Annotated in this window: 16 protein-coding genes, 1 tRNA gene and 1 pseudogene; 7 read left to right on the top strand and 11 right to left on the bottom strand. The window is 65.4% G+C overall.

The features are described 5' to 3' along the window. Window positions 1-544: pseudogene (locus tag ACKAE7_RS17555) on the bottom strand (oxidoreductase); the annotation flags it as partial. A 111-nt stretch (window positions 545-655) separates the two neighbouring features. On the opposite strand from ACKAE7_RS17555, the gene purD reads away from it, so the two are divergent. Both purD and ACKAE7_RS17545 read left to right on the top strand, forming a co-directional pair. Continuing rightward, a complete protein-coding gene (gene purD / locus ACKAE7_RS17550; protein ID WP_188814005.1) occupies window positions 656-1,972 on the top strand; it encodes a phosphoribosylamine--glycine ligase in 1,317 nt (438 codons plus the stop codon). A 1-nt stretch (window position 1,973) separates the two neighbouring features. After that, complete coding sequence (locus ACKAE7_RS17545; RefSeq protein ID WP_191036162.1) at window positions 1,974-2,912, top strand: phosphoribosylaminoimidazolesuccinocarboxamide synthase; 939 nt, start codon at window positions 1,974-1,976, stop codon at window positions 2,910-2,912. Window positions 2,913-2,948: 36 nt separating this feature from the next. Here the strand turns inward: ACKAE7_RS17545 and ACKAE7_RS17540 are convergent, their stop codons facing one another. Further along, the gene (locus tag ACKAE7_RS17540; RefSeq protein ID WP_188813992.1) at window positions 2,949-4,214 is read right to left on the bottom strand and encodes a helix-turn-helix transcriptional regulator; all 1,266 of its coding nucleotides are present in this window, start codon (window positions 4,212-4,214) and stop codon (window positions 2,949-2,951) included. Between the two features lie 133 nt (window positions 4,215-4,347). Between ACKAE7_RS17540 and ACKAE7_RS17535 the strand changes: the two genes are divergently transcribed. Further along, complete coding sequence (locus ACKAE7_RS17535) at window positions 4,348-4,563, top strand: hypothetical protein (protein ID WP_104184746.1); 216 nt, start codon at window positions 4,348-4,350, stop codon at window positions 4,561-4,563. A 104-nt stretch (window positions 4,564-4,667) separates the two neighbouring features. Here ACKAE7_RS17535 and ACKAE7_RS17530 read toward each other — a convergent pair. The 5 genes from ACKAE7_RS17530 to ACKAE7_RS17510 form a co-directional block, all read right to left on the bottom strand. Continuing rightward, window positions 4,668-4,744: transfer RNA gene (locus tag ACKAE7_RS17530), tRNA-Pro, on the bottom strand. Window positions 4,745-4,812: 68 nt separating this feature from the next. Continuing rightward, window positions 4,813-6,639, bottom strand: a complete 1,827-nt coding sequence (locus ACKAE7_RS17525; protein ID WP_188813994.1) for an ABC transporter ATP-binding protein — start codon at window positions 6,637-6,639, stop codon at window positions 4,813-4,815. Beyond that, complete coding sequence (locus ACKAE7_RS17520; RefSeq protein ID WP_188813995.1) at window positions 6,636-8,456, bottom strand: ABC transporter ATP-binding protein; 1,821 nt, start codon at window positions 8,454-8,456, stop codon at window positions 6,636-6,638. The genes ACKAE7_RS17525 and ACKAE7_RS17520 overlap by 4 nt, the downstream gene beginning before the upstream one ends. A gap of 153 nt (window positions 8,457-8,609) precedes the next feature. Beyond that, window positions 8,610-9,557 carry a metallophosphoesterase gene (locus ACKAE7_RS17515; RefSeq protein WP_190614353.1) on the bottom strand — a complete coding sequence of 316 codons (948 nt, stop codon included), beginning with the start codon at window positions 9,555-9,557 and terminating at the stop codon, window positions 8,610-8,612. A gap of 6 nt (window positions 9,558-9,563) precedes the next feature. After that, complete coding sequence (locus ACKAE7_RS17510) at window positions 9,564-11,906, bottom strand: transglycosylase domain-containing protein (protein ID WP_188813999.1); 2,343 nt, start codon at window positions 11,904-11,906, stop codon at window positions 9,564-9,566. A gap of 37 nt (window positions 11,907-11,943) precedes the next feature. Here ACKAE7_RS17510 and ACKAE7_RS17505 point away from each other — a divergent pair, with 37 nt between their 5' ends. From ACKAE7_RS17505 to ACKAE7_RS17495, 3 genes are read left to right on the top strand one after another with little or no spacing between them, the layout of a single operon-like run. Continuing rightward, window positions 11,944-12,099 carry a DUF4177 domain-containing protein gene (locus ACKAE7_RS17505; protein WP_159828426.1) on the top strand — a complete coding sequence of 52 codons (156 nt, stop codon included), beginning with the start codon at window positions 11,944-11,946 and terminating at the stop codon, window positions 12,097-12,099. Between the two features lies 1 nt (window position 12,100). Beyond that, window positions 12,101-12,634, top strand: coding sequence for a RidA family protein (locus tag ACKAE7_RS17500; protein ID WP_190614351.1), 534 nt, complete (start codon window positions 12,101-12,103; stop codon window positions 12,632-12,634). A gap of 15 nt (window positions 12,635-12,649) precedes the next feature. Then, window positions 12,650-13,561, top strand: a complete 912-nt coding sequence (locus ACKAE7_RS17495; protein ID WP_408979875.1) for an NUDIX hydrolase — start codon at window positions 12,650-12,652, stop codon at window positions 13,559-13,561. On the opposite strand, the gene ACKAE7_RS17490 is transcribed toward ACKAE7_RS17495, so the two are convergent. Then, window positions 13,558-13,746, bottom strand: coding sequence for a hypothetical protein (locus ACKAE7_RS17490; RefSeq protein WP_408979874.1), 189 nt, complete (start codon window positions 13,744-13,746; stop codon window positions 13,558-13,560). The genes ACKAE7_RS17495 and ACKAE7_RS17490 overlap by 4 nt on opposite strands. A gap of 301 nt (window positions 13,747-14,047) precedes the next feature. Further along, window positions 14,048-14,725: a Crp/Fnr family transcriptional regulator gene (locus ACKAE7_RS17485; protein WP_009359192.1), complete on the bottom strand. Its 678-nt coding sequence runs from the start codon at window positions 14,723-14,725 to the stop codon at window positions 14,048-14,050. 263 nt (window positions 14,726-14,988) lie between these two features. On the opposite strand from ACKAE7_RS17485, the gene ACKAE7_RS17480 reads away from it, so the two are divergent. Beyond that, window positions 14,989-16,173 carry a MarP family serine protease gene (locus tag ACKAE7_RS17480; RefSeq protein WP_188812470.1) on the top strand — a complete coding sequence of 395 codons (1,185 nt, stop codon included), beginning with the start codon at window positions 14,989-14,991 and terminating at the stop codon, window positions 16,171-16,173. 3 nt (window positions 16,174-16,176) lie between these two features. On the opposite strand, the gene aroQ is transcribed toward ACKAE7_RS17480, so the two are convergent. Both aroQ and ACKAE7_RS17470 read right to left on the bottom strand, forming a co-directional pair. Further along, a complete protein-coding gene (gene aroQ / locus ACKAE7_RS17475; RefSeq protein WP_188812472.1) occupies window positions 16,177-16,638 on the bottom strand; it encodes a type II 3-dehydroquinate dehydratase in 462 nt (153 codons plus the stop codon). A gap of 136 nt (window positions 16,639-16,774) precedes the next feature. After that, window positions 16,775-18,808, bottom strand: a 2,034-nt coding sequence (locus tag ACKAE7_RS17470; RefSeq protein ID WP_408979873.1) for an alpha-galactosidase, incomplete at its 5' end; no start/stop codon positions are given.

Below are 18,808 nucleotides of genomic sequence, written 5' to 3'. Positions count from 1 at the left end.
TGGTGGCCGCGCCGGGCACCTCGCCCCGCTCCGCCACCACGTCAGGGTAGTCAGCGACGGCGCTTCCGGCCGGCGCTTCCGGCCACGCCTTGGTTGCCGGCAGCTTCTTGACCAGGAACCGCAGCACCAGGAGGCCGGCCAGGGTTCCGGCCACTGACGGCAGCGCTTCAAAGGGCCCGACGCCGGCGCGGGTCACAACGCTGGCCACGATGACGGCGCCCATGAACAGGACGCCAAGGACACCCAGCGCCCATTTGCGGTGGGCCACCACCCCCAGCACGCAAGCCAGCACTGCAATGGTCAGGCCCATGCCCACGAAGAGCGCAACTTTGTCATTGGTGCCGAAGGTGGCGATGGCGAAGTCCTTCAGCCAGGAGGGCGTGAAGTCGATGAAGGTTGATCCCAGGGCTATGAGCGGTGTGGCGCGGGCGGTGAAGAAGGCCCCGAGCAGTTCGGCCACGGCAAGGACGACGGCGGCCGCCACCACACCTGCCAGCGCCGCCATTGCAGTGGGTCCCCGGAACCAGTTCTTCAGTTTTTCCATGACGGCTATTCGGAGCGGACAGGGTCCGGGATTGTCGCCGCGACGCCGGTGCGGCGTTGGCGGTGACACAGCTTAGGAGCACGCAGGGTGCACAAAGTACCCTTGGAGACTGTGAAGGTACTCGTCATTGGCCCCGGAGGCCGCGAACACGCCATTGTCCGCTCCCTGCTCGCCGACCCCAACGTGTCCGAGGTCCATGCAGCTCCCGGCAACGCCGGTATCAGCAAACTGGTCCCCACCCACAAAATTGACGGCAACGATCCCGACGCCGTCGCCGCGCTGGCCACCAGGCTGACGGTGGACCTGGTGGTGGTTGGGCCCGAGGCTCCGCTGGCCGCGGGTGTGTCCGATGCCGTCCGTGCGGCCGGTATCCCCGTGTTCGGTCCCAGCAAGGCCGCAGCCCAGCTGGAGGCGTCCAAGGCCTTCGCCAAGGAAATCATGGCCGAAGCGGGAGTGCCCACGGCCATGGCCATGGTGGCCACCAACGCCGAGGAAGCCGAATCGGCCCTGGACACCTTCGGGGCGCCCTACGTGGTGAAGGATGACGGGCTCGCCGCAGGAAAGGGCGTGGTGGTCACCAAGGACCGCGGGGAAGCCCTGGCCCACGCCCAGTCCTGCTTCGATGCCGGCGGCTCCGTGGTGATCGAGGAGTTCCTGGACGGTCCCGAGGTTTCGCTGTTCGTCCTTTGCGACGGCCACAACACCGTGGCGCTTTCGCCCGCCCAGGACTTCAAGCGGATTTTCGACAACGACGAGGGACCCAACACCGGCGGCATGGGTGCCTACACTCCGCTCGAGTGGGCGCCGGAAGGCCTCGTCCAGGAAGTCATTGAGCGCGTCGCCCAGCCCACCGTCAACGAGATGGCCCGGCGCGGCACCCCGTTCGTCGGCGTGCTGTTCGTGGGGCTGGCCCTCACCTCGCGCGGCACCCGCGTCATCGAGTTCAATGTCCGCTTTGGTGATCCGGAAACACAGGCCGTGCTGGCACGGCTGAAGACCCCGCTCGGCGCCCTGCTGCTGGCAGCCGCCAAGGGCGAACTGGACAAGGCAGAAGAGCTGCGGTGGGCCAAGGAAACTGCCGTCGCCGTCGTCGTCGCGTCCGAAAACTATCCTGACACTCCCCGCACAGGGGACCGCATCCGCGGGCTCAAGAAGGTGGAGGAGCTCGACGGCGTCCACGTCATCCACGCCGGCACGGCCTTCGACGAGGACGGCAAAGTGGTGTCCGCCGGCGGGCGCGTGCTCGCCGTCGTCGCCCTCGGCAGCGACCTCGTGGACGCGCGTGAAAAAGCGTACGACGGCGTGGAGCTGGTCCAGCTGGAAGGCTCGCAGTTCCGCACCGACATTGGCGGAAAAGCCGCCCGCGGGGAAATAAAGGTCCCCTCCACCGCCAGCGCATCCCTCCACGGGACCAAGACGAAGGCCTGACATGAGCAACGATCCAGCACCCCGCGGTTTCAACACCAAGACCCTCGACCTTCCCGGATGGACGCACGTCTACTCCGGCAAGGTAAGGGACCTCTACGAGCCGGCAGACGAGGCTATCCTGCAGCGTATGGGCCAGGACTGCGTGCTGGTGGTGGCCAGCGACCGGATCAGCGCCTTTGACCACGTCCTGTCCTCCTTGATTCCGGACAAGGGACGCATCCTCACCCAGCTCAGCCTGTGGTGGTTCGACCAGCTGGACGTGGACCACCACGTCCTGGGCTCCACGGTGGAAGACGGCGTCCCGGCCGAGGTGGAAGGCCGGGCCATGATCTGCAAGAAGCTGGACATGTTCCCGGTGGAGTGTATCGCCCGCGGCTACCTGACAGGCTCCGGCTTGCAGGAGTACAAGGCTTCGGGGACCGTGTGCAGCATTCCGCTGCCGGAGGGCCTGGTTGACGGGTCGCGGCTGGACCACGCCATCTTCACGCCGTCGGCAAAGGCCGAGGTGGGCGAGCACGATGAGAACATCACGTACGACGCCGTGGCGGCAATGGTGGGCGACGATATCGCCGGACGCTTGAGCGAGCTGACGCTCAAGATCTACAACGCCGCTGAGCAAGTTACCCGTGAGCGTGGCATCATCCTGGCCGATACGAAGGTCGAATTTGGCTATGACCCGGTCACGGGGCTCATCACCCTGGGGGATGAGGTGCTGACGCCGGATTCCTCGCGCTTCTGGGATGCCGCCACCTACCAGCCGGGCCAGGCACAGCCGTCCTACGACAAACAGTATGTGCGCGATTGGCTGACGTCTGCTGAATCAGGCTGGGACAGGTCCTCGGATACGCCGCCACCGGCGCTGCCCAACGAGGTTGTTGACCGTACCCGCGGCCGCTACGTCGAGGCCTACGAGAAACTGACGGGGAAAACCTTCGCCTGACGGAGCCCCAGCTGCTCCCGGCGGATGGTGCTTTACCTAGCTGGCTTTGGCAGCGGCCGCGGCGCGCTGCTGGGCCAGTTTTATTTCCAGGACCGCGTCCATTGCCTGCTGGACGCGGTCAGCCGCTCCTGCCGCACTGAAGGCCTTCTGGGCTTCCTCGAGGTGCACCAGGGCTTCCTCGGATTCGCCTGCGGCCTTGAGGGACTTGCCCAGCAGCAGCGAGACTTCACCGGCGGTGTGCTTTGCCAGGTGGGCGCGCTCCGCATGGATCTCGCGGAGCTTCTCGACGGCGGCAACAATGTCCCCGGTCAGGTACAGCCAGCGGGCGCGGATGAATGCGACCTCCAACTGGTCGGACTTGTTGCCACCCACGATGGACAGGGCCAGTTCGGCCCGTTCGATCGATGACAGTGTCTCGGGCTCAACGATCCCTGAGGACAGGCGAACGGCCGCAGAGGCCTTGTTGAACCGTGCCCACAGTTCGATGTCGTTGGCGGGGGAGAGCAGCCGGGCTGCCCGTTCGTGGTGCTTGATGCCTTCCTGGTAGTCGTGCCGCATGAAGGCCACGTTGCCGATCACCCAGGCCACTTCGCCGGCGAGCTGGGACATGGAGTGCTCATCCACGTGGTCGATCATCGCCTGGCAGTATTTCCAGGCTTCGTCGAGCCGGCCGCTTTCGGCAAGTGCGCCGATCAGTGCCCGGTGGGCGCCGATGATGAGCGTGGAACCTTTCGGCAGCTGCGAACATAGCCGCACGGCCTCCATGGCGTGGTCCACGGCTGCGCTCAGCTGGCCCTGGCCCTGGGCGATGCCGGCGAGCATCTGGCGGGCCCGTACAGCGAGGCCTGCTGATTCCGTGGCCATGGGGTGCTCCAGCAAGTGCTGCATGATCCGCTGGCATTCCTGCCAGTTGCCCTGCTTGATGAGGCACTCCGCCTGCATGTACGTCATGTTCCACCAGGCGCTGGTGTTCCTGCCTTCGAGGGCTATTTTGGCGGCAGTGGCGGCGTGGCTGGCCGCAAGCTGGTAGTCCCTCAGGTCCCAGGCCTGCCGTGCGTACAACCCGGCGAGGACGTATTCGGCATCGCTCACCGAGATGGGCTGGCTCCAGGCCTCAAGTGCTTTGGGTGCCAGTTCCAGCCTGCGTGCAAGTTCCTCGATGACCTCCGCCGTAGGTTCCCTGCGGCCGGTCTCAAGTAGTGAAATATAGCTGGGGGAATACAGGTCCTTTCCCAGTTCCGCCTGTGTCAGCCCCCGTTCGAGACGCTCCGCACGGAGCTTCTCCCCGAATCCGTTGCCCACGGGATTTCCTCCTTTTCCGGACGGTCTTCGTACAAAATGCTTGACAGTCCCTGTGGAAAACATTTTACAATGTATGTCAACAAGGACAGTGCTGGCTTTGTAACGAATCCGACTCGTATTGAGGAACCCATTTATGTTGAAGAAGATCGCAACCGCGGCCGTACTGGCAGGCGCACTTGCTTTTTCTGCTGCGGCTCCAGCTGTCCTGTCTGCCGGTTCCATCGCGGACTCCACCAGTATTTCGGCAAAAGTTGGAAACTGGCCTGACCCGATGTCCAAGAAGACCAAGGACAAGGGCGCAGATACCTCGTACACCACGTACGTAGGCAACTGGCCCGACCCGATGTAATAGCTTCCTCACACACGGAGGCGAGGACGGCCCCGGAGCGCAAGCTTCGGGGCCGTTCCTTTTAAGTAGAAAGAGGGCCTCCGCAAGGAGACCCTCTTCCATTTTGGTCGGGATGACAGGATTTGAACCTGCGACCTCTTCGTCCCGAACGAAGCGCGCTACCAAGCTGCGCTACATCCCGATCCGCTGCAAAAGCAACTTTACAAGAATAGCCGATGCCGGGTCCCGATGCGAAATCCCGGACGAAAGTCAGACCAACGAATCCTTCCAGGCGCCGTGGAGGTCCGCAAAGCGGCCGCCGCCGCCAATGAGTTCGGCCGGGCTCCCGTCCTCCACGATCCGGCCGTCGTGCACCACCAGCACCCTGTCAGCGGTTTCCACCGTGGACAGGCGGTGGGCAATGATGAGCGCCGTCCTGCGGGCCGCTTCCGTGCCCGCCAGGAGCCGCGCCAGGCCCTGCTGCACCAGCCTCTCGGACGGGATGTCCAGGGAGGACGTTGCCTCGTCCAGGATCAGCACGGCCGGACGGGCCAGGAACGCCCGGGCAAAACTGATGAGCTGCCGCTGCCCGGACGAGACGCGTCCGCCGCGTTTATTAACGTCGGTGTCGTAGCCTTCGGGCAGTTCCATGATGAAGTCGTGGGCGCCCACGGCTTTGGCCGCTTCCTCGATCTCCGCCCGGGAAGCCTCCGGGCGGCCCAGGGCGATGTTGTCCGCCACCGAGCCACTGAACAGGAATGCCTCCTGGGTGACCATCACGATGTTGCGGCGCAGGTCCGTGGTGCCCAGGTGGCGGACGTCGACGCCGTCGAGCGTGAGGGAACCGGCGGAGACGTCGTAGAAGCGTGCTATCAGCTTCGCCAAGGTGGACTTGCCGGCACCCGTCTGTCCTACCAGGGCAACTGTCTGGCCCGCGGGAATGTGCAGGTCCATAGTGGGGACAATCAGCGGGCCCGCGCCGTAGCGGAACTCCACGCCGTTGAAGTCGATGGCTCCCTGGGCCTGCTTCAGTGCGACCGGGTTCTTGGGCGGGCGGACCGTCGGCACCTCTTCCAGGAGCCCCGACACCTTCTCGAGCGCGGCTTGCGCACTCTGGAAGGAGTTGTAGAACATGGCCATCTGGTCCACCGGCTGGAAGAACCGCTTGGTGGAGAGGATGAGTGCCAGCAGCACCCCGACCTCCAGGTCGCCGCCTAGGACGCGGAAGCCGCCGAAGAGCAGGACCACAGCCACACAGACGTTGCCGATCAGGACCAGCCCCGGCTGGAAGATGCCGTTGAGGTTGATGGAGCGCACGGTGACCCGCCGGTAGTCCTCAGCGAGCTGGCCGTAACGGCCGGAGTTTTCCTGCTCCTTGCGGAAGGCCTTGACGGCGCGGATGCCGGTCATGGTTTCCACGAAGTGCACAATCAGCCGGGCAGACACCACGCGGGATTCGCGGAAGGCGATCTGGGAGTGCTTCTGGTACCAGCGGGCCAGGAAGAACATGGGCACGCCGGCGGCCAGCACCAGCAGCCCGCTCCGCCAGTCCAGGGCAAACACAGTGATGGCGGTGAAGACCATGAACAGCATGCCTGACGCCAGTGAGCTGACGCCGGAGTCCAGGAGTTCGCGGAGGGCTTCCAGGTCCGAGGTCTGCCGGGCGATGATCCGGCCCGACGTGTACTTTTCGTGGAACTCGAGGCTCAGGCCCTGGGTCTGGCGGAAGACCCGCAGGCGGAGGTCCAGCAGCATGGCCTGGCTGAGCTTCGCAGTGGAGGTGACGTACAAAGCCGTGAGCCCCGCCGTCGCAATGGCAGCAAGGAGGTAGGCGGCACCGGTGAACACCAGGGGTGCGTTGTCCCCGGCCTGCAGGGCAGGCAGGGCGCGGTCGATGCCAAAGGCGATCAGCGCCGGACCGGCAACCCTTGCCGCCTGTGAGAGGACCACCATGGCAATGGTCAGCCAGAACCGGAGCCGCACCGGCCGGATCAGTGACCGCAGGAGCGCCAGTGACCGCCGTCGGACGGCCCTGCTGTCACTCTTGCTGAGGTGCGCGTTGTCTTCATTGGCAGTGCCGAAGGAGGCGGTGCTCATCGGGTGACCTCCGCTTCCTGGATGGCTGCTTCTTCCTTGAGGTCCGAGAGCTCCGTGTCCAGGCCCCGGGGTTCCTGGTCCAGGCTCGCAATGACGTAGCGGTAATGGTCGTTGCCCGCCAGCAGTTCCGTGTGGGTTCCGACGGCGGTGATCCGGCCTTCCTCAAGCAGCGCCACCCGGTCCGCGAGGGCCACGGTGGACGGCCTGTGCGCGACGATCAGGGTGGTGGTGTCCTTCAGGACGGCACGGAGCCGGGTCTCCACCAGTTCCTCCGTGTGGACGTCAAGGGCGGAGAGCGGGTCATCCAGCACGAGCACGCGGGGGCGGGCCGCGATGGCACGGGCCAGGGCGATCCGCTGGCGCTGGCCCCCGGACAGGCTCAGGCCTTCCTCGCCGATCAGGGTGTCCAGGCCCTCCGGCAGGGAGTACGCGAAGTGTGCCTGGGCCACATCCAGTGCTTCCTCCAGGACGGCGTCGCTGCGGACCGGGGCGCCGAGCAGCACATTGTCCCGGACGGAGTTGGAGAACAGGGTGGTGTCCTCGAACGCCACCGCCACGATGCGGCGCAGTTCCTCCACGTCGAAGTCCCGCAGGTCCACGCCGTCGATGCTGATGGATCCGTCGGTGACGTCGTACAGCCGGGGCACCAGCTGGAGCAGCGCGCTCTTGCCGCTGCCCGTGATCCCAACGAGGGCCATCGTTTCACCGGGACGGACGTCCAGGTCAACGTCTTTCAGGATGGGCTTGTCCGGAGCATCCTCAAAGGCGAAGGTGGCCTTCCGGAGACTGAGTGCGCCGGCGAGCTGGCGCGGCAGGCGCGGTTCCGGGGGACTGGTGATGGTGTTGGCGGAATCCATGACTTCGTAGTGGCGGTCGACGGCGGTCTTGGCAGTGAGTGCCATGGCCAGCAGCATGCCGGAGAATTCCACAGGTGAGGCGATGACGGCCGCCGTGGCAAAGAACGCCACCAACGCACCGATGCTCAGTTGCCCGCTGGCGCAGAGCATGATGCCCACCACCAGGCCCGCGCCGAGGGCAAGTTCCGGCAAGAGCGTGACCACCATGGTGAACATGGCCTGGTGGCGCGCTTTGTCGATCTCTGTTTGGCGCAGCTCTTCGGCTTGTTCCTCGAAGTTTTCGAGTGCTTCCCGGCTGCGTCCAAAGGCCTTGAGCACACGGATGCCGTGTACCGATTCCTCCACCGTGGTGGCCAGGTCGCCGGCCTGGTCCTGGCTGCGGCGGGCCACTTTGCTGAAGCGGGTGCGGAACCGGAAGCTGTACGCCATGATGGGCAGGGCCGCGGCCAGGAAAATGAGGGCCAGCTGCCAGCTCATGGCGAACATAACGGCAATACCGATGATGACGGTGAGCGTGGTGACCACCAGCATGATGGCGCCAAACGCCATCCAGCGGCGCAGGAAGTTGAGGTCCGTCATGGCGCGGGACAGGAGCTGGCCTGAGCCCCAGCGGTCGTGGAAGGAGACCGTGAGCTCCTGCAGGTGGTCGTAGAGGGAAACCCGCATTCGGGTTTCCACTGTGGTGGCGGGATTGATCACGAACTGGCGGCGGAGTGCCACCAGTCCCGCCTCAGCTATGCCCAGGACCAGGATGATGCCGGCCGAAACCCAGATGGCTTCGCTGGCGCCGCCCGGCTTCAGCGACTCGTTGACCAGCACCCGCAGGACCTGGGGGATCGCCAGCGCAACGATACTGGCCAGCAGCGCGCACACGAGTCCCAGCAGCAGCCGTGGAATGATGGGCCGGACGTGGGGATAGAGGCGACTAATCGATCGAAAAAATGAAGATTGCTTGGCCATGCCCGCTTCTCAAGCTCTAAAACGAATGTAGTTTCCCTTAGCAACTACCCTATGCCATGGACGTGAGGCGGTTCACAGGAATTTCGGCGTGATACAGAGCTTGCCCAGTTATTGCGTTCTGCAATGCAGCATGATGCTGCACGCGCGGCAGGATCAGCTGGGTGAGGTGAGGGTCAGCAGGACTGCCTCGGGCTTGCAGGCGATCCTTACCGGGGCGAAGCGGGAGGTGCCGATGCCGCCGGACACGTTAACCGGCGTCGTACTTCCGTTGCTCTGCCAGTCATTAAGCCCTTTTGCCCGCCACGTGGGAAGGTCGCAGTTGGCCACCAGCGCGCCGTAGCCCGGGACGCAGATCTGGCCCCCGTGCGTGTGGCCGGCCAGCAGGAGGTCCGCGCCGTCCTCGGTGAAGTGGTCCAGCACCCGCTGGTAGGGCGCGTGGATGACAGCCACTTTGAGGTGGTCTGCGGCGTCCTGGTTCACGGTTCCACGGGGCCAGCCGGCGTACTTTTCGCGCTTCAGGTGGGGATCGTCCACGCCGGAGAAGTCGAAGCGGATGCCGTTCAGCACCAAGGACTGGTGGCGGTTGGTCAGGTCCACCCACCCGGCCATGCCGAAACCTGAGCGCAGCCGGGGCCAGTCCAGCATTTTGGGCTTGGGCTTCACCTTGGAGGGCCCCAGCAGGTACAGGGCAGGATTCTTCGGGCTCGGCGCAAAGTAGTCGTTGGAGCCTGGAACGAAGACCCCGGGGAAGTCCATCAGCGGCCGCAGGGCAGCCAGGAGGGGGTCCACGGCTTTGGGGTGGCTAAGGTTGTCGCCGGTGTTGGCCACCAGGTCCGGCTTGAGATCGGCCAGCGACTGAAGCCAGGCAGCCTTCTTTTTCTGGCCGGTAATGAAGTGGATATCGCTCAGGTGGAGGATGCGGAACGGGTTGTGTCCCGGCGGCAGGATGGCCAGGGTTTCCTCGCGGAGGACGAACTGGTCCTTCTCCCACAGGCCATATCCGAAGGCGGCTGCCCCGGCGGCAGCGCCGGCCCCTGCAGTGACGGCAAGGCCGCGTCCGAGGGTCCGGGCGCGGCCGGCAAACGTGTTGGTCGCTATCATCGGCGGCTAGCCGTTTCCGTTTCCGTTGCCATTCCCGTTGCCGCTGTTGGTCGGCTGCGGAGCAGGCTCGGGGGCGGCCGGTGCTGAAGGCTCAGGAGCGGGCGCCGGAGCTTGGGTGGCCGGAGCCTGGGGTGCCTGAGTTGCGCGCGGCGCCGTGGTAGCCGGTGTGCGTGTGTTGCCGCCACCGTTGATCATGGAGCTGGGCGGGGCGGGGAAGGGCTCGGTGCCGTAGGCGGGCGCAATCCGGGACATGAAGTTCGAGAACATTGGCCCGGCAATCATGTAACCGTCAATACCCGGGTAGAACTTTCCGTTCACGGTGATGTTCTGGCCGGAACGGTCCTGGGCACCAAGTGCGTCACCAAACCAGGCGGCCGTGGCAAGGCCTGTGGTGTGGCCGACAACCCAAGTGGAGCCGTTATTGTTCGAGGTACCGGTCTTGGCACCGATGGGGAAGCTGGTCCGGGTGGAGATGCGGGGCTGGATCAGGGAGCCGGAGCCTCGGTTCAGCACTTCCTGGAGGGCGTAGTTCACGCCGCGGGCAACCTCGGGCTTGACCGCATCCCGGCAGCTGCTGGACTGGGCCGGCAGGGTGCCCCCGGTCTGGTCAGTGACGGCGGTGATGGCGATGGGCTCGCAGTACTTTCCGTCATTGGCGAAGGTGGCGAAGGCGCTGGCCATGGTGAGCGGGGCCGTCTGGGTGGACCCCAGCAGGTTGCCCAGCGTGGACATGTTGATCTTCGGGTTGGGCTCGCCGTCAGCCGGGAGTCCGCCATGAAGGCCAGTTGCGTCAACAATTTTCTGGATTCCGCAGAAGTCGAGCTGTGCCGCCGACGCAAAGGTGACGGTGTTGATGGAGTTGTACAGGCCTTCGAGGACGGACAGCGGCCGGTACCACTGGGGTTCCGCGTTCTGCAGGTCGTCAGCGGCGCCGAGTGACTTTTCCGCGGTGTTGTACGCGCCCGTCACCTGGCCACAGGAGTTGCGCCACCTGAAGTTGAGCGGGTAGCGGCGCTGGGCGGCATTGACCACGGTATTCATGGATTTGCCCTCCTCAAGCCACTGGGCGAACGTGAACGGCTTCATGGTGGAGCCGGGCTGCGCGCCGCCCAGGCCGTTGAGGTCGTTGCCGTCCTTGTCCAGCTTGTCCACGTTGAAGTTCACCTGCGAGTCGAAGGCGCCTTCGGCCGGCAGGAAGGAAGTGTTCTGGGCCATCGAGACGATCTTGCCGGAGTTGGGCTGCACGGACACCATGGCAGCTCCCCACTTGTCCGGGTTGGCGCCGGCGGAGGCGTTGACCTGCTCCTGGGCTGCTGCCTGAGCGTTCGGGTCGAGCGTTGTGGTGATGGTGAGGCCGCCACCGTAAATGAGGCGAAGGCGTTCTTCACGGTCTGCACCATATGCCGGGTTGTTCTCCAACAGATGCAGCACGTAGTCGCAGAAGTACGGGGCGGTGGACGCGTAGGCGCAGCCTTGCCGGGCGGGCGTGACGTTGGTTTCCACGGGCGTGGCGACGGCGGCGTCGTAGTCTGCCTGCGTGATCTTGCCCTGGTCCAGCATCAGGCTCAGCACCAGGTCACGGCGCTGCTTGGCGTTCTCCGGGTTGGCGATGGGATCGAACGCGGACGGGCTGTTGACCAGGCCGGCCAGCAGCGCAGCCTGCGGAAGGGTGAGGTCCTTGGCGGTGGTGCTGAAAAAGAACCTGGACGCGGCTTCAATGCCGTAGGCGTCACGGTTGAAGAACACGATGTTCAGGTAGCCCTCGAGGATCTGCTCCTTGCTGAACTCCTTCTCCAGGGCAATGGCGAGCTTCATCTCGCGGAGCTTGTCGCCCACACCCTTGTTCACGCCATTGAGCTTGATGTCCTCGTCCCTGCCCTCGGCGGCGAGGTTTGAGTTGAGGACGTTGTTGACGTACTGCTGGGTGATGGTGGACGCGCCCTGCCGGTTTCCGCGCGCGGTGCTGACCAGCGCACGCAGGATACCCGTGGTGTCCACACCGCCGTGCTCGTAGAACCGGCTGTCCTCGACGGCGATGACGGCTTCCTTCATGAACGGCGAAATCTGGTCCAGGGCAACCTTGGTGCGGTTCTCCTTGTAGACGCTCGCGATCTCGCTGCCGTCCGCAGCCAGGATCCTGGTGGTCTGGTTGGGCGGGTCAACCTTCAGCTCATCCGGGAGGGTGTCAAAGAACTCGATCGAACCGCTGGCTGCGCTGCCTGAAACGGCCGCCGCGGGAACCAGCAGGCCTGCTACCAGGACACCACAGATCGCACTCACGCCAAGGAAAACGAGGATTTTTCCGAGGGTGGTGGCAGTGTCGAATAATGGGTTCGTACGAGTCGCCATGTTTTCCACTTTACCGGCAAGGACTAGTCTTTCTCTCATGACCAAATGGGAGTACGCGACGATTCCGCTCATTATTCACGCCACAAAGCAGATTCTTGACCAGTGGGGAGACGACGGCTGGGAGCTGGTCCAGGTTGTCACCGGACCTGACGGAAACGGCCTGGTTGCCTACCTCAAGAGGGAGAAGCAGTAGCATGAGCACCTCCGCACAGGCCCAGCCCGGCGCGGCTGACGCCCCGGTTTCCGCTGTTGAGCAGCGGCTCGCAGACCTCGGGCTTACCCTTCCGGAAGTGGCTGCGCCCGTGGCCGCTTACGTCCCTGCAGTGGTCTCCGGCAGCCACGTGTACACGTCCGGACAGCTTCCCTTTATTAACGGCAAACTCCCGGCAACAGGCAAAGTGTCGGCAGGGACCGAAGGTTACGCCGACGAGCCCACCGTTTCACCCGAGGACGCACAGCGGTTCGCAGCCATTTGCGCCGTCAACGCCCTGGCGGCCGTCAAGAGCGTCATCGGCGACCTTGACCGGATCACCCGCATCGTCAAGGTTGTGGGATTCGTCTCGTCCGATCCTTCCTTCACCGGCCAGCCCAGTGTCATCAACGGAGCCTCGGAACTGCTGGGACGCGTTCTGGGCGACGCTGGCCAGCACGCACGTTCCGCCGTCGGCGTCTCCGTGCTGCCCCTCGACTCTCCCGTCGAGGTCGAACTGATCGCCGAATTTAGCTAGGACCGGTCGTTTCCCTTGCCTCACCTCGCCCGACGGCTCTTCGCCCTTCCCCAGGACCTTGAAGGGGCGGCCCAGAGCTGGCTCGAACATGGCGAACGGACCCCGCGGGCAGCACGCCTTGCATCCTCGGTAGTGCTGCTGCGGGACTCCCCAACCGGCCTGGAAACCTGGCTGGCCTACCGGCCGGGCTCCTCGCCGCTGGGCGTCCTGGCGTTTCCCGGCGGTTCGCTGGACGCGGCCGACGACGATCCCGTCCCCTGGCTGGGCCCGTCACCACAGCATTGGGCTGAGCAGATGGGAACGGACGACGTCGGGCTGGCGCGCCGCCACGTGCTGGGCGCCATCCGCGAGCTCTTCGAGGAAACCGGCCTGCTGCTGGCCGGGCCTGACATGGCCGGCACGGTTGAAGCGACCTCAACCCCGGAATGGATGCGCGCACGCGTTGCCGTTGCCGAGCAGGAAAAGACGTTCCCAGAGGTTTTGGCCAAGCGGGGGCTGTCCGTCCGGACGGACCTGCTCAAGTCCCTGGTCAACTGGCGCAGTCCCGATTTCGCCCACCGCCGGTTCGACACCCGCTACTTTGCGGCCACCGTCCCCCTGAACCAGCAGCCCACCCTGCTGGAGGACAAAGGTATGTGGGGCCGGTGGGTCAATGCCGCGGATGTCATCGCCGAACGCCACACCACGGCCCTGGGCGACGAAGTGGGCCAAGAAAATACTGTTGGCCGTACCCTGGGGGAGCTCCTGGTCCCCGGCTCCGAGATCATGCTCGAAAAGATGGCCGCGGCCAATGGCTGCATCGCCTACCTCAGCTACAAGCGCAAGGCCCACGTGTACCAGCCGGTTCTGGTTGAAGAGGACGGCAAGCTGATGCTTGAGGTGGAGGCCGCCAAAACAACTGCCGACGACCCCCAGCGCGAACGCTAGATTCGTCTGAGCAGGGAGTATGGGCGGCTGGGAAGGGTCCCGGCGGTCCAGTCTTGAGTGGGTGATTCCAGCGGAATCCGGCCGCGGCCGTCGCGGATCACCAGGACCACCGTGCCGGCTGTGGCGGCCAAGGCCGCCAGTCCCAGCAGGATCAACAGAACACCCATAGCCACTGACATCGCCATGCACCTCGTGCCTTAATTCTATCGCCGCCCCACCGGACGCTCTCTCACTTAACGCGGGTCTTGCTGTGGCCCTCTCTCACTTGACGCGGGTTTTGGCGTGACGCTCTCTCACTTAACGCGGGTCTTGGCGCGACGCTCTCTCATTCGGACTGCCGCGGTGAGAGAGGGTTTACGGAATGGTTGCAGGAGATGAGCGAGGGTTTACGAAAAGGCTGCAGGGAGTGAGAGAGCGTTGGGCCGGGTTAACGCAGAAAGGCCGCCCCCGTGATCAGTTCACGGGGGCGGCCTTCCTGTTTGGTGGCTAGCGGGAGCGCTGGCGGAGGCGCTGCATGTCCAGGATGACGACGGCGCGGGCTTCCAGCCGCAGCCAGCCGCGCTGGACGAACTCGGCGAGGGCCTTGTTGACGGTTTCGCGGGAGGCACCCACCAGCTGGGCAAGCTCTTCCTGGGTGAGCTCGTGGGCAACCAGGACGCCGTCCGTTGCGGGGCGGCCGAAGCGGTCGGCGAGGTCCAGGAGTGCCTTGGCTACGCGGCCCGGAACGTCGGAGAAGACGAGGTCGGACAGCGAATCGTTGGTGCGGCGGAGCCGGCGGGCCAGAGCCTGCAGGAGCTGCGCGGAGACCTCGGGGCGAGTGCGGAGCAGGTTGTTCAGGCTCTCGTTCTTAAGGCCGGCCAGCCGGGTCTCGGAAACTGCGGTAGCCGTTGCGGTGCGGGGGCTGGGGTCGAAGAGGGCCATTTCGCCGAAGAGTTCACCCGGTCCCAGGATTGCCAGGAGGGATTCGCGGCCGTCAGGAGACGTCCGGCCGAGCTTCACCTTGCCGGAGACGATGAAGTAGAGCTGGTCACCCTGGTCGCCCTCGCGGAACACCGAAGCGCCGCGGGACAGGTCCACCTCGGTGAGCTCGTCCGTCAGCAGACGGAATGCGTCGTCGTCGAGCGTGGCGAAAAGGGGTGCTCGGCGCAGTACCTCGATGTCCATGAAATCTCCTGAATAAAAGTGTCGGCTGTGGCGCTTGTGCCATTGTTTCAGAATTTTCAAGGTTCTGTGACGAACTTGGCAGGCGAAACGCCCTGATACGGGGCCGCAGCGCCACCACAGGAGGCGTCACGGGACGTCGCAGGGGCGGTTGGGAGGCGGTTGGGGTGGCGCCCTTGGGAGGCCTGCGAGCAGGGGTGGGCCGTCCAGAGAACTGTCAGTGACCACCACTAGAATGGGTATTCAACTGTTTATAAGGAGCCTTCGTGGTCGGCTTGACTGTCCTGGACCTGATCCTGATCCTGGCGCTGCTGTCCTACCTGGTTTACGGCCTGCGCAACGGTTTCCTGGTGACGGCGGGCGGTATCGCAGGGTTCGCGGCCGGAGCCGTGGCAGCCTTCTTCGCGGTCCCCCTGGTGAGCGGCTTCGTTGAGGACTCCGGATGGAGGCTGACCGCCATCGTGGCGGCCGCCGTCGTGCTGGTGGTCCTGGGGCACGGCCTGGGGACGATGGCTGGCCGGCAAATCCGCGGCGCCGTGCGGATCCGGCCCCTCCGGGCGGTGGACCGCCTGGTGGGCGGAGCCGTGAACGTGATGGTGTCCGCGCTGGTGATGTCCATGCTGGCCTTCAGCGTCAGCTCCCTGGGCGTGCCGTTCGTGTCACAGCAGCTGGCAGAGTCCAGGGTCATCCGCTTCATCGACGGATTGACGCCCGTCCCCGTCAAGGCCACCATGGCGCAGCTGCGTTCCACCGTGATCGGCAACGGCATCCCCACGCTGCTGGAGGGCCTGGAACAGGGGCCAGCAGTACCGGTGCCGAACGCGAGCACTGACACTCCTTCGCTGAACCGGGCTGCGGAATCGGTGCTCCGGATTGCCGGGACCGCGTACCAGTGCGGCCAGAACCAGACAGGGACGGGGTTTGTGGTGTCCGAGGACCGGGTGGTCACCAACGCGCATGTTGTGGCGGGCGTGTCGCAGCCGGTGGTTGAACTGCCCGACGGCGGAGCGATGCCAGGGCGGGTTGTCTACTTCGACACCAAACACGACCTTGCGGTGCTGGCTGTGGACGGCCTGCAGGCAAGCCCGCTGGCGCTGGGCCGGGACCTTCCCGGCGGCAGTCCTGCCGCCTTCGCCGGCTATCCCCACGGCGGACCGTTCCAGTCCAAGCCCGCCACAGTGCAGGACATCACCACGGTGCTGGTGCCGGACATCTACGGCAACAACGCCTCGCCCGAGGAGATCTACCGGCTCGCCGGGGACGTCCAGCCCGGAAATTCGGGCGGGCCGCTGCTGACCATGGACGGCCAGGTGGCAGGTGTGATTTTCGCCAAGGCGACGGCGGATACGGAGATGGGATTCGCCATCACCATGGATGACCTCACTCCCGTGGCATCGCAGGCGGCGTCCCTGTCCGCGCCGGTGTCCTCGGGGCAGTGCATCCAGAAGTAACGGCTAGAGGACCTCTGCGAGGTAGTCAATGGCCAGCCGGTACCCCACAACGCCTGCGCCCACAATGACCGCAGAGCAGACGGGGGAGAGGTACGAGTGGTGCCGGAATTCTTCGCGCTGGTGCACATTGGTGATGTGGACCTCGACGGCGGGAAGCTGCACGGCGGCAATGGCGTCCCGGAGTGCCACGGAGGTGTGGGTAAAAGCGCCCGCATTGATGACGATGCCCGCGGCGTTGTTCCGGGCGGCGTGGATGACGTCGAGTAGGACGCCTTCGTGGTTGGACTGGACGCATTCTGCCGTGAAGCCATGGGCCTCAGCGGCTGCGGCGGCCAGCTGCTCCACGTCGGCCAGGGTTGAGGTGCCGTATTTTTCCGGCTCGCGGGTTCCCAGCAGGTTCAGGTTTGGTCCGTTGATCACCAGGATGGTGCGGCCGGCGGCAGAGTCTGTGGAGGCGTCAGTCATGGATGCCAATCTATCGGCTGGCGCCCGGGTGCCGCGCATTCTTACATATTCCCAGAACGCGCGGCACCCCTATCGATTGCTCCGTAAATGCCGTTTTGAAGCGTGAAAACGACGTTTACGGAGCAATCGACGGTACCTAGAGGGCCGTGAGCTTCAGCAGCAGCGCGTGCTCGGGGTTGAGGTTGGGCATGGGCAGGCCCACCTCGGCCAGGAAGCGCCCGGAAGCCACCGCGCCGTCAGCCAGCCACGCCGGCGGCTGCACCTGGGTGTAGGTGTGGCCGTAGTCGGCGTCTACGGGCGTGGGAAAGACTGCTTCCACCCGGTACTTGCGCCCTGCATCCAAGCCGGGAATGCCGACGCGGCCCGGCTCCTCCGCTGCGGAGGTGCGGGTGCTGACCAGGGCGAACAGGGCCGCCGTCGTGCCAGCACCGGCCGGTGCATCGGTGACGACGCCGTGCAGCAGCAGGGCGTCACCGGCCACGTCCGCATGGACGCGGCGGCCGCTGTGGAGGAGGCCGCGGTGTTCCTTGAACAGGGCGATGAAGCGCTTAAGCTCCTGCCGGTCCTTGCCCTGGACGCCGCGGATGTCCCACTCCATGCCAAAGTGGCCGAACAGCGCGGTAATGGCACGGAAAGAGAGGTCGTGGGTGCGGGCGGTGGTGTGCGAGGTGGTGGGTCCGATGTGGCTGCCCACCAGTTCCGGCGGGACTACGGCGCCGGTCCAGCGCTGGATGGTCTGCCGCTCCAGCGCATCGTTGCAGTCCGACCCCCAGATCCGGTCGGTGCGTTCCAGGATGCCCAGGTCCACGCGCGCGCCGCCGGATGAGCAGGATTCAATTTCGACGCCGGGATGGGCCTTTCGGAGTTCGTCGAAGAGCCTGTACGCGGCGAGGGTCTGCTCGTGGACGGAGGATCGGCCGGCGTGGCCGTGTTCCAGCAGGTCCCGGTTCTGGTCCCATTTGAGGTAGCTGATGTTGTTCTCGCTCAGGAGCGCGTCGATGCGGCTGTAGATGTACTGCCACGCCTCGGGGTTGACCAGGTCGATGATGTGCTGGTTCCGCCATTCCAGGGGCAGACGGCCGCCGTCCTTGTGTTGCACCGCTGACGGGCCAACGATCCAGTCCGGGTGCGCCCGTGCGATATCGGAATCCAGGTTGACCATTTCCGGTTCCACCCAGAGCCCGAACTCCATGCCGCGGGAGGTCACGGCCTCGATCAGCGGGGTCAGCCCCTTGGGCCACAGGGTCTCGTCGACGTACCAGTCGCCGAGGCCGGCGTGGTCGTCGCGGCGGCCGCGGAACCAGCCGTCGTCGAGCACAAAGCGCTCAACGCCAAGGTCGGCAGCGGACTCAGCCAGCTCGATCAGCGTGTCCAGGTTGTGGTCGAAGTACACGGCCTCCCAGGTGTTAAGCACAACGGGGCGAGGTTTCCCGGCGGGCAGCCCGGTGGAGGCAGCAGGGAGGACGTGGTGCGGGCGGGACCGGAACCAGCTGTAGAAGGCCTCGGTGATCCCGTCCAGGCCATGGTCGGAGTAGGCGGCGAACAGTGCCGGGGTGGTGTAGCTGCCGCCGGGTTCGAGGATGACCTCGGCGGGGCCCAGGAGTTCGGAGCCGCCGATCATGGTCCGGCCGTCGCCGATGGTGTCCGCGAACTGTTCGTGGTTGCCGCTCCAGGCCAGGTGGGTGGCCCAGACCTTGCCGTGCCGGTTGCCGAAACCGTTGGTGCCGGCGGCGAACAGGAGGGAGGAGTCGTGTCCGGTGCGCCCGTGCCGGCCTGTCCGGACCCAGGTGCCCTGCTGGATGGCGCGGCGCTGCGGGTGCCGTTCCCGGCACCAGCGGCCGGTGAGGTCAAGGAGTTCGACGGCGTCCGGCGCCACAGGGAGGACGGTCGCCAGTTCGTCGAGCTGGTACGGCGTGGTGCCGTCGTTGGTGACGGTGTGCCGCAGCTCCAGCAGCCCGCCGTCGTGAAGGGTGAGGGTGGATTCCACCGTGAGCCCGGCGTCCGGGTCCGACTGGACAATGACCGCGGTGCCGCCGTCGGCCCCTGCTGTCACAACGCGGAGGCGGGCCGAGAAATCAAGCCCGGAGACGCCGTCGGCGGCATCGTCTTCGGCCACTTCGGCGACAAGTTTGGCCGCAAGCAGCTGCTGCAGCTGAGCATCATCCTGGTG

Source organism: Pseudarthrobacter sp. NKDBFgelt, from assembly GCF_046097905.1.
GTDB lineage: Bacteria > Actinomycetota > Actinomycetes > Actinomycetales > Micrococcaceae > Arthrobacter > Arthrobacter polychromogenes.
This window is presented reverse-complemented; position numbering and strand designations above follow the sequence as displayed.

Coding starts and splice junctions, on each gene's coding strand:
- ACKAE7_RS17545 (WP_191036162.1), top strand. CDS start 1,974: ATGAGCAACGATCCAGCACCCCGCGGTTTCAACACCAAGACCCTCGAC.
- ACKAE7_RS17535 (WP_104184746.1), top strand. CDS start 4,348: ATGTTGAAGAAGATCGCAACCGCGGCCGTACTGGCAGGCGCACTTGCT.
- ACKAE7_RS17525 (WP_188813994.1), bottom strand. CDS start 6,639: ATGAGCACCGCCTCCTTCGGCACTGCCAATGAAGACAACGCGCACCTC.
- ACKAE7_RS17520 (WP_188813995.1), bottom strand. CDS start 8,456: ATGGCCAAGCAATCTTCATTTTTTCGATCGATTAGTCGCCTCTATCCC.
- ACKAE7_RS17515 (WP_190614353.1), bottom strand. CDS start 9,557: ATGATAGCGACCAACACGTTTGCCGGCCGCGCCCGGACCCTCGGACGC.
- ACKAE7_RS17510 (WP_188813999.1), bottom strand. CDS start 11,906: ATGGCGACTCGTACGAACCCATTATTCGACACTGCCACCACCCTCGGA.
- ACKAE7_RS17505 (WP_159828426.1), top strand. CDS start 11,944: ATGACCAAATGGGAGTACGCGACGATTCCGCTCATTATTCACGCCACA.
- ACKAE7_RS17500 (WP_190614351.1), top strand. CDS start 12,101: ATGAGCACCTCCGCACAGGCCCAGCCCGGCGCGGCTGACGCCCCGGTT.
- ACKAE7_RS17490 (WP_408979874.1), bottom strand. CDS start 13,746: ATGGCGATGTCAGTGGCTATGGGTGTTCTGTTGATCCTGCTGGGACTG.
- ACKAE7_RS17485 (WP_009359192.1), bottom strand. CDS start 14,725: ATGGACATCGAGGTACTGCGCCGAGCACCCCTTTTCGCCACGCTCGAC.
- aroQ (WP_188812472.1), bottom strand. CDS start 16,638: ATGACTGACGCCTCCACAGACTCTGCCGCCGGCCGCACCATCCTGGTG.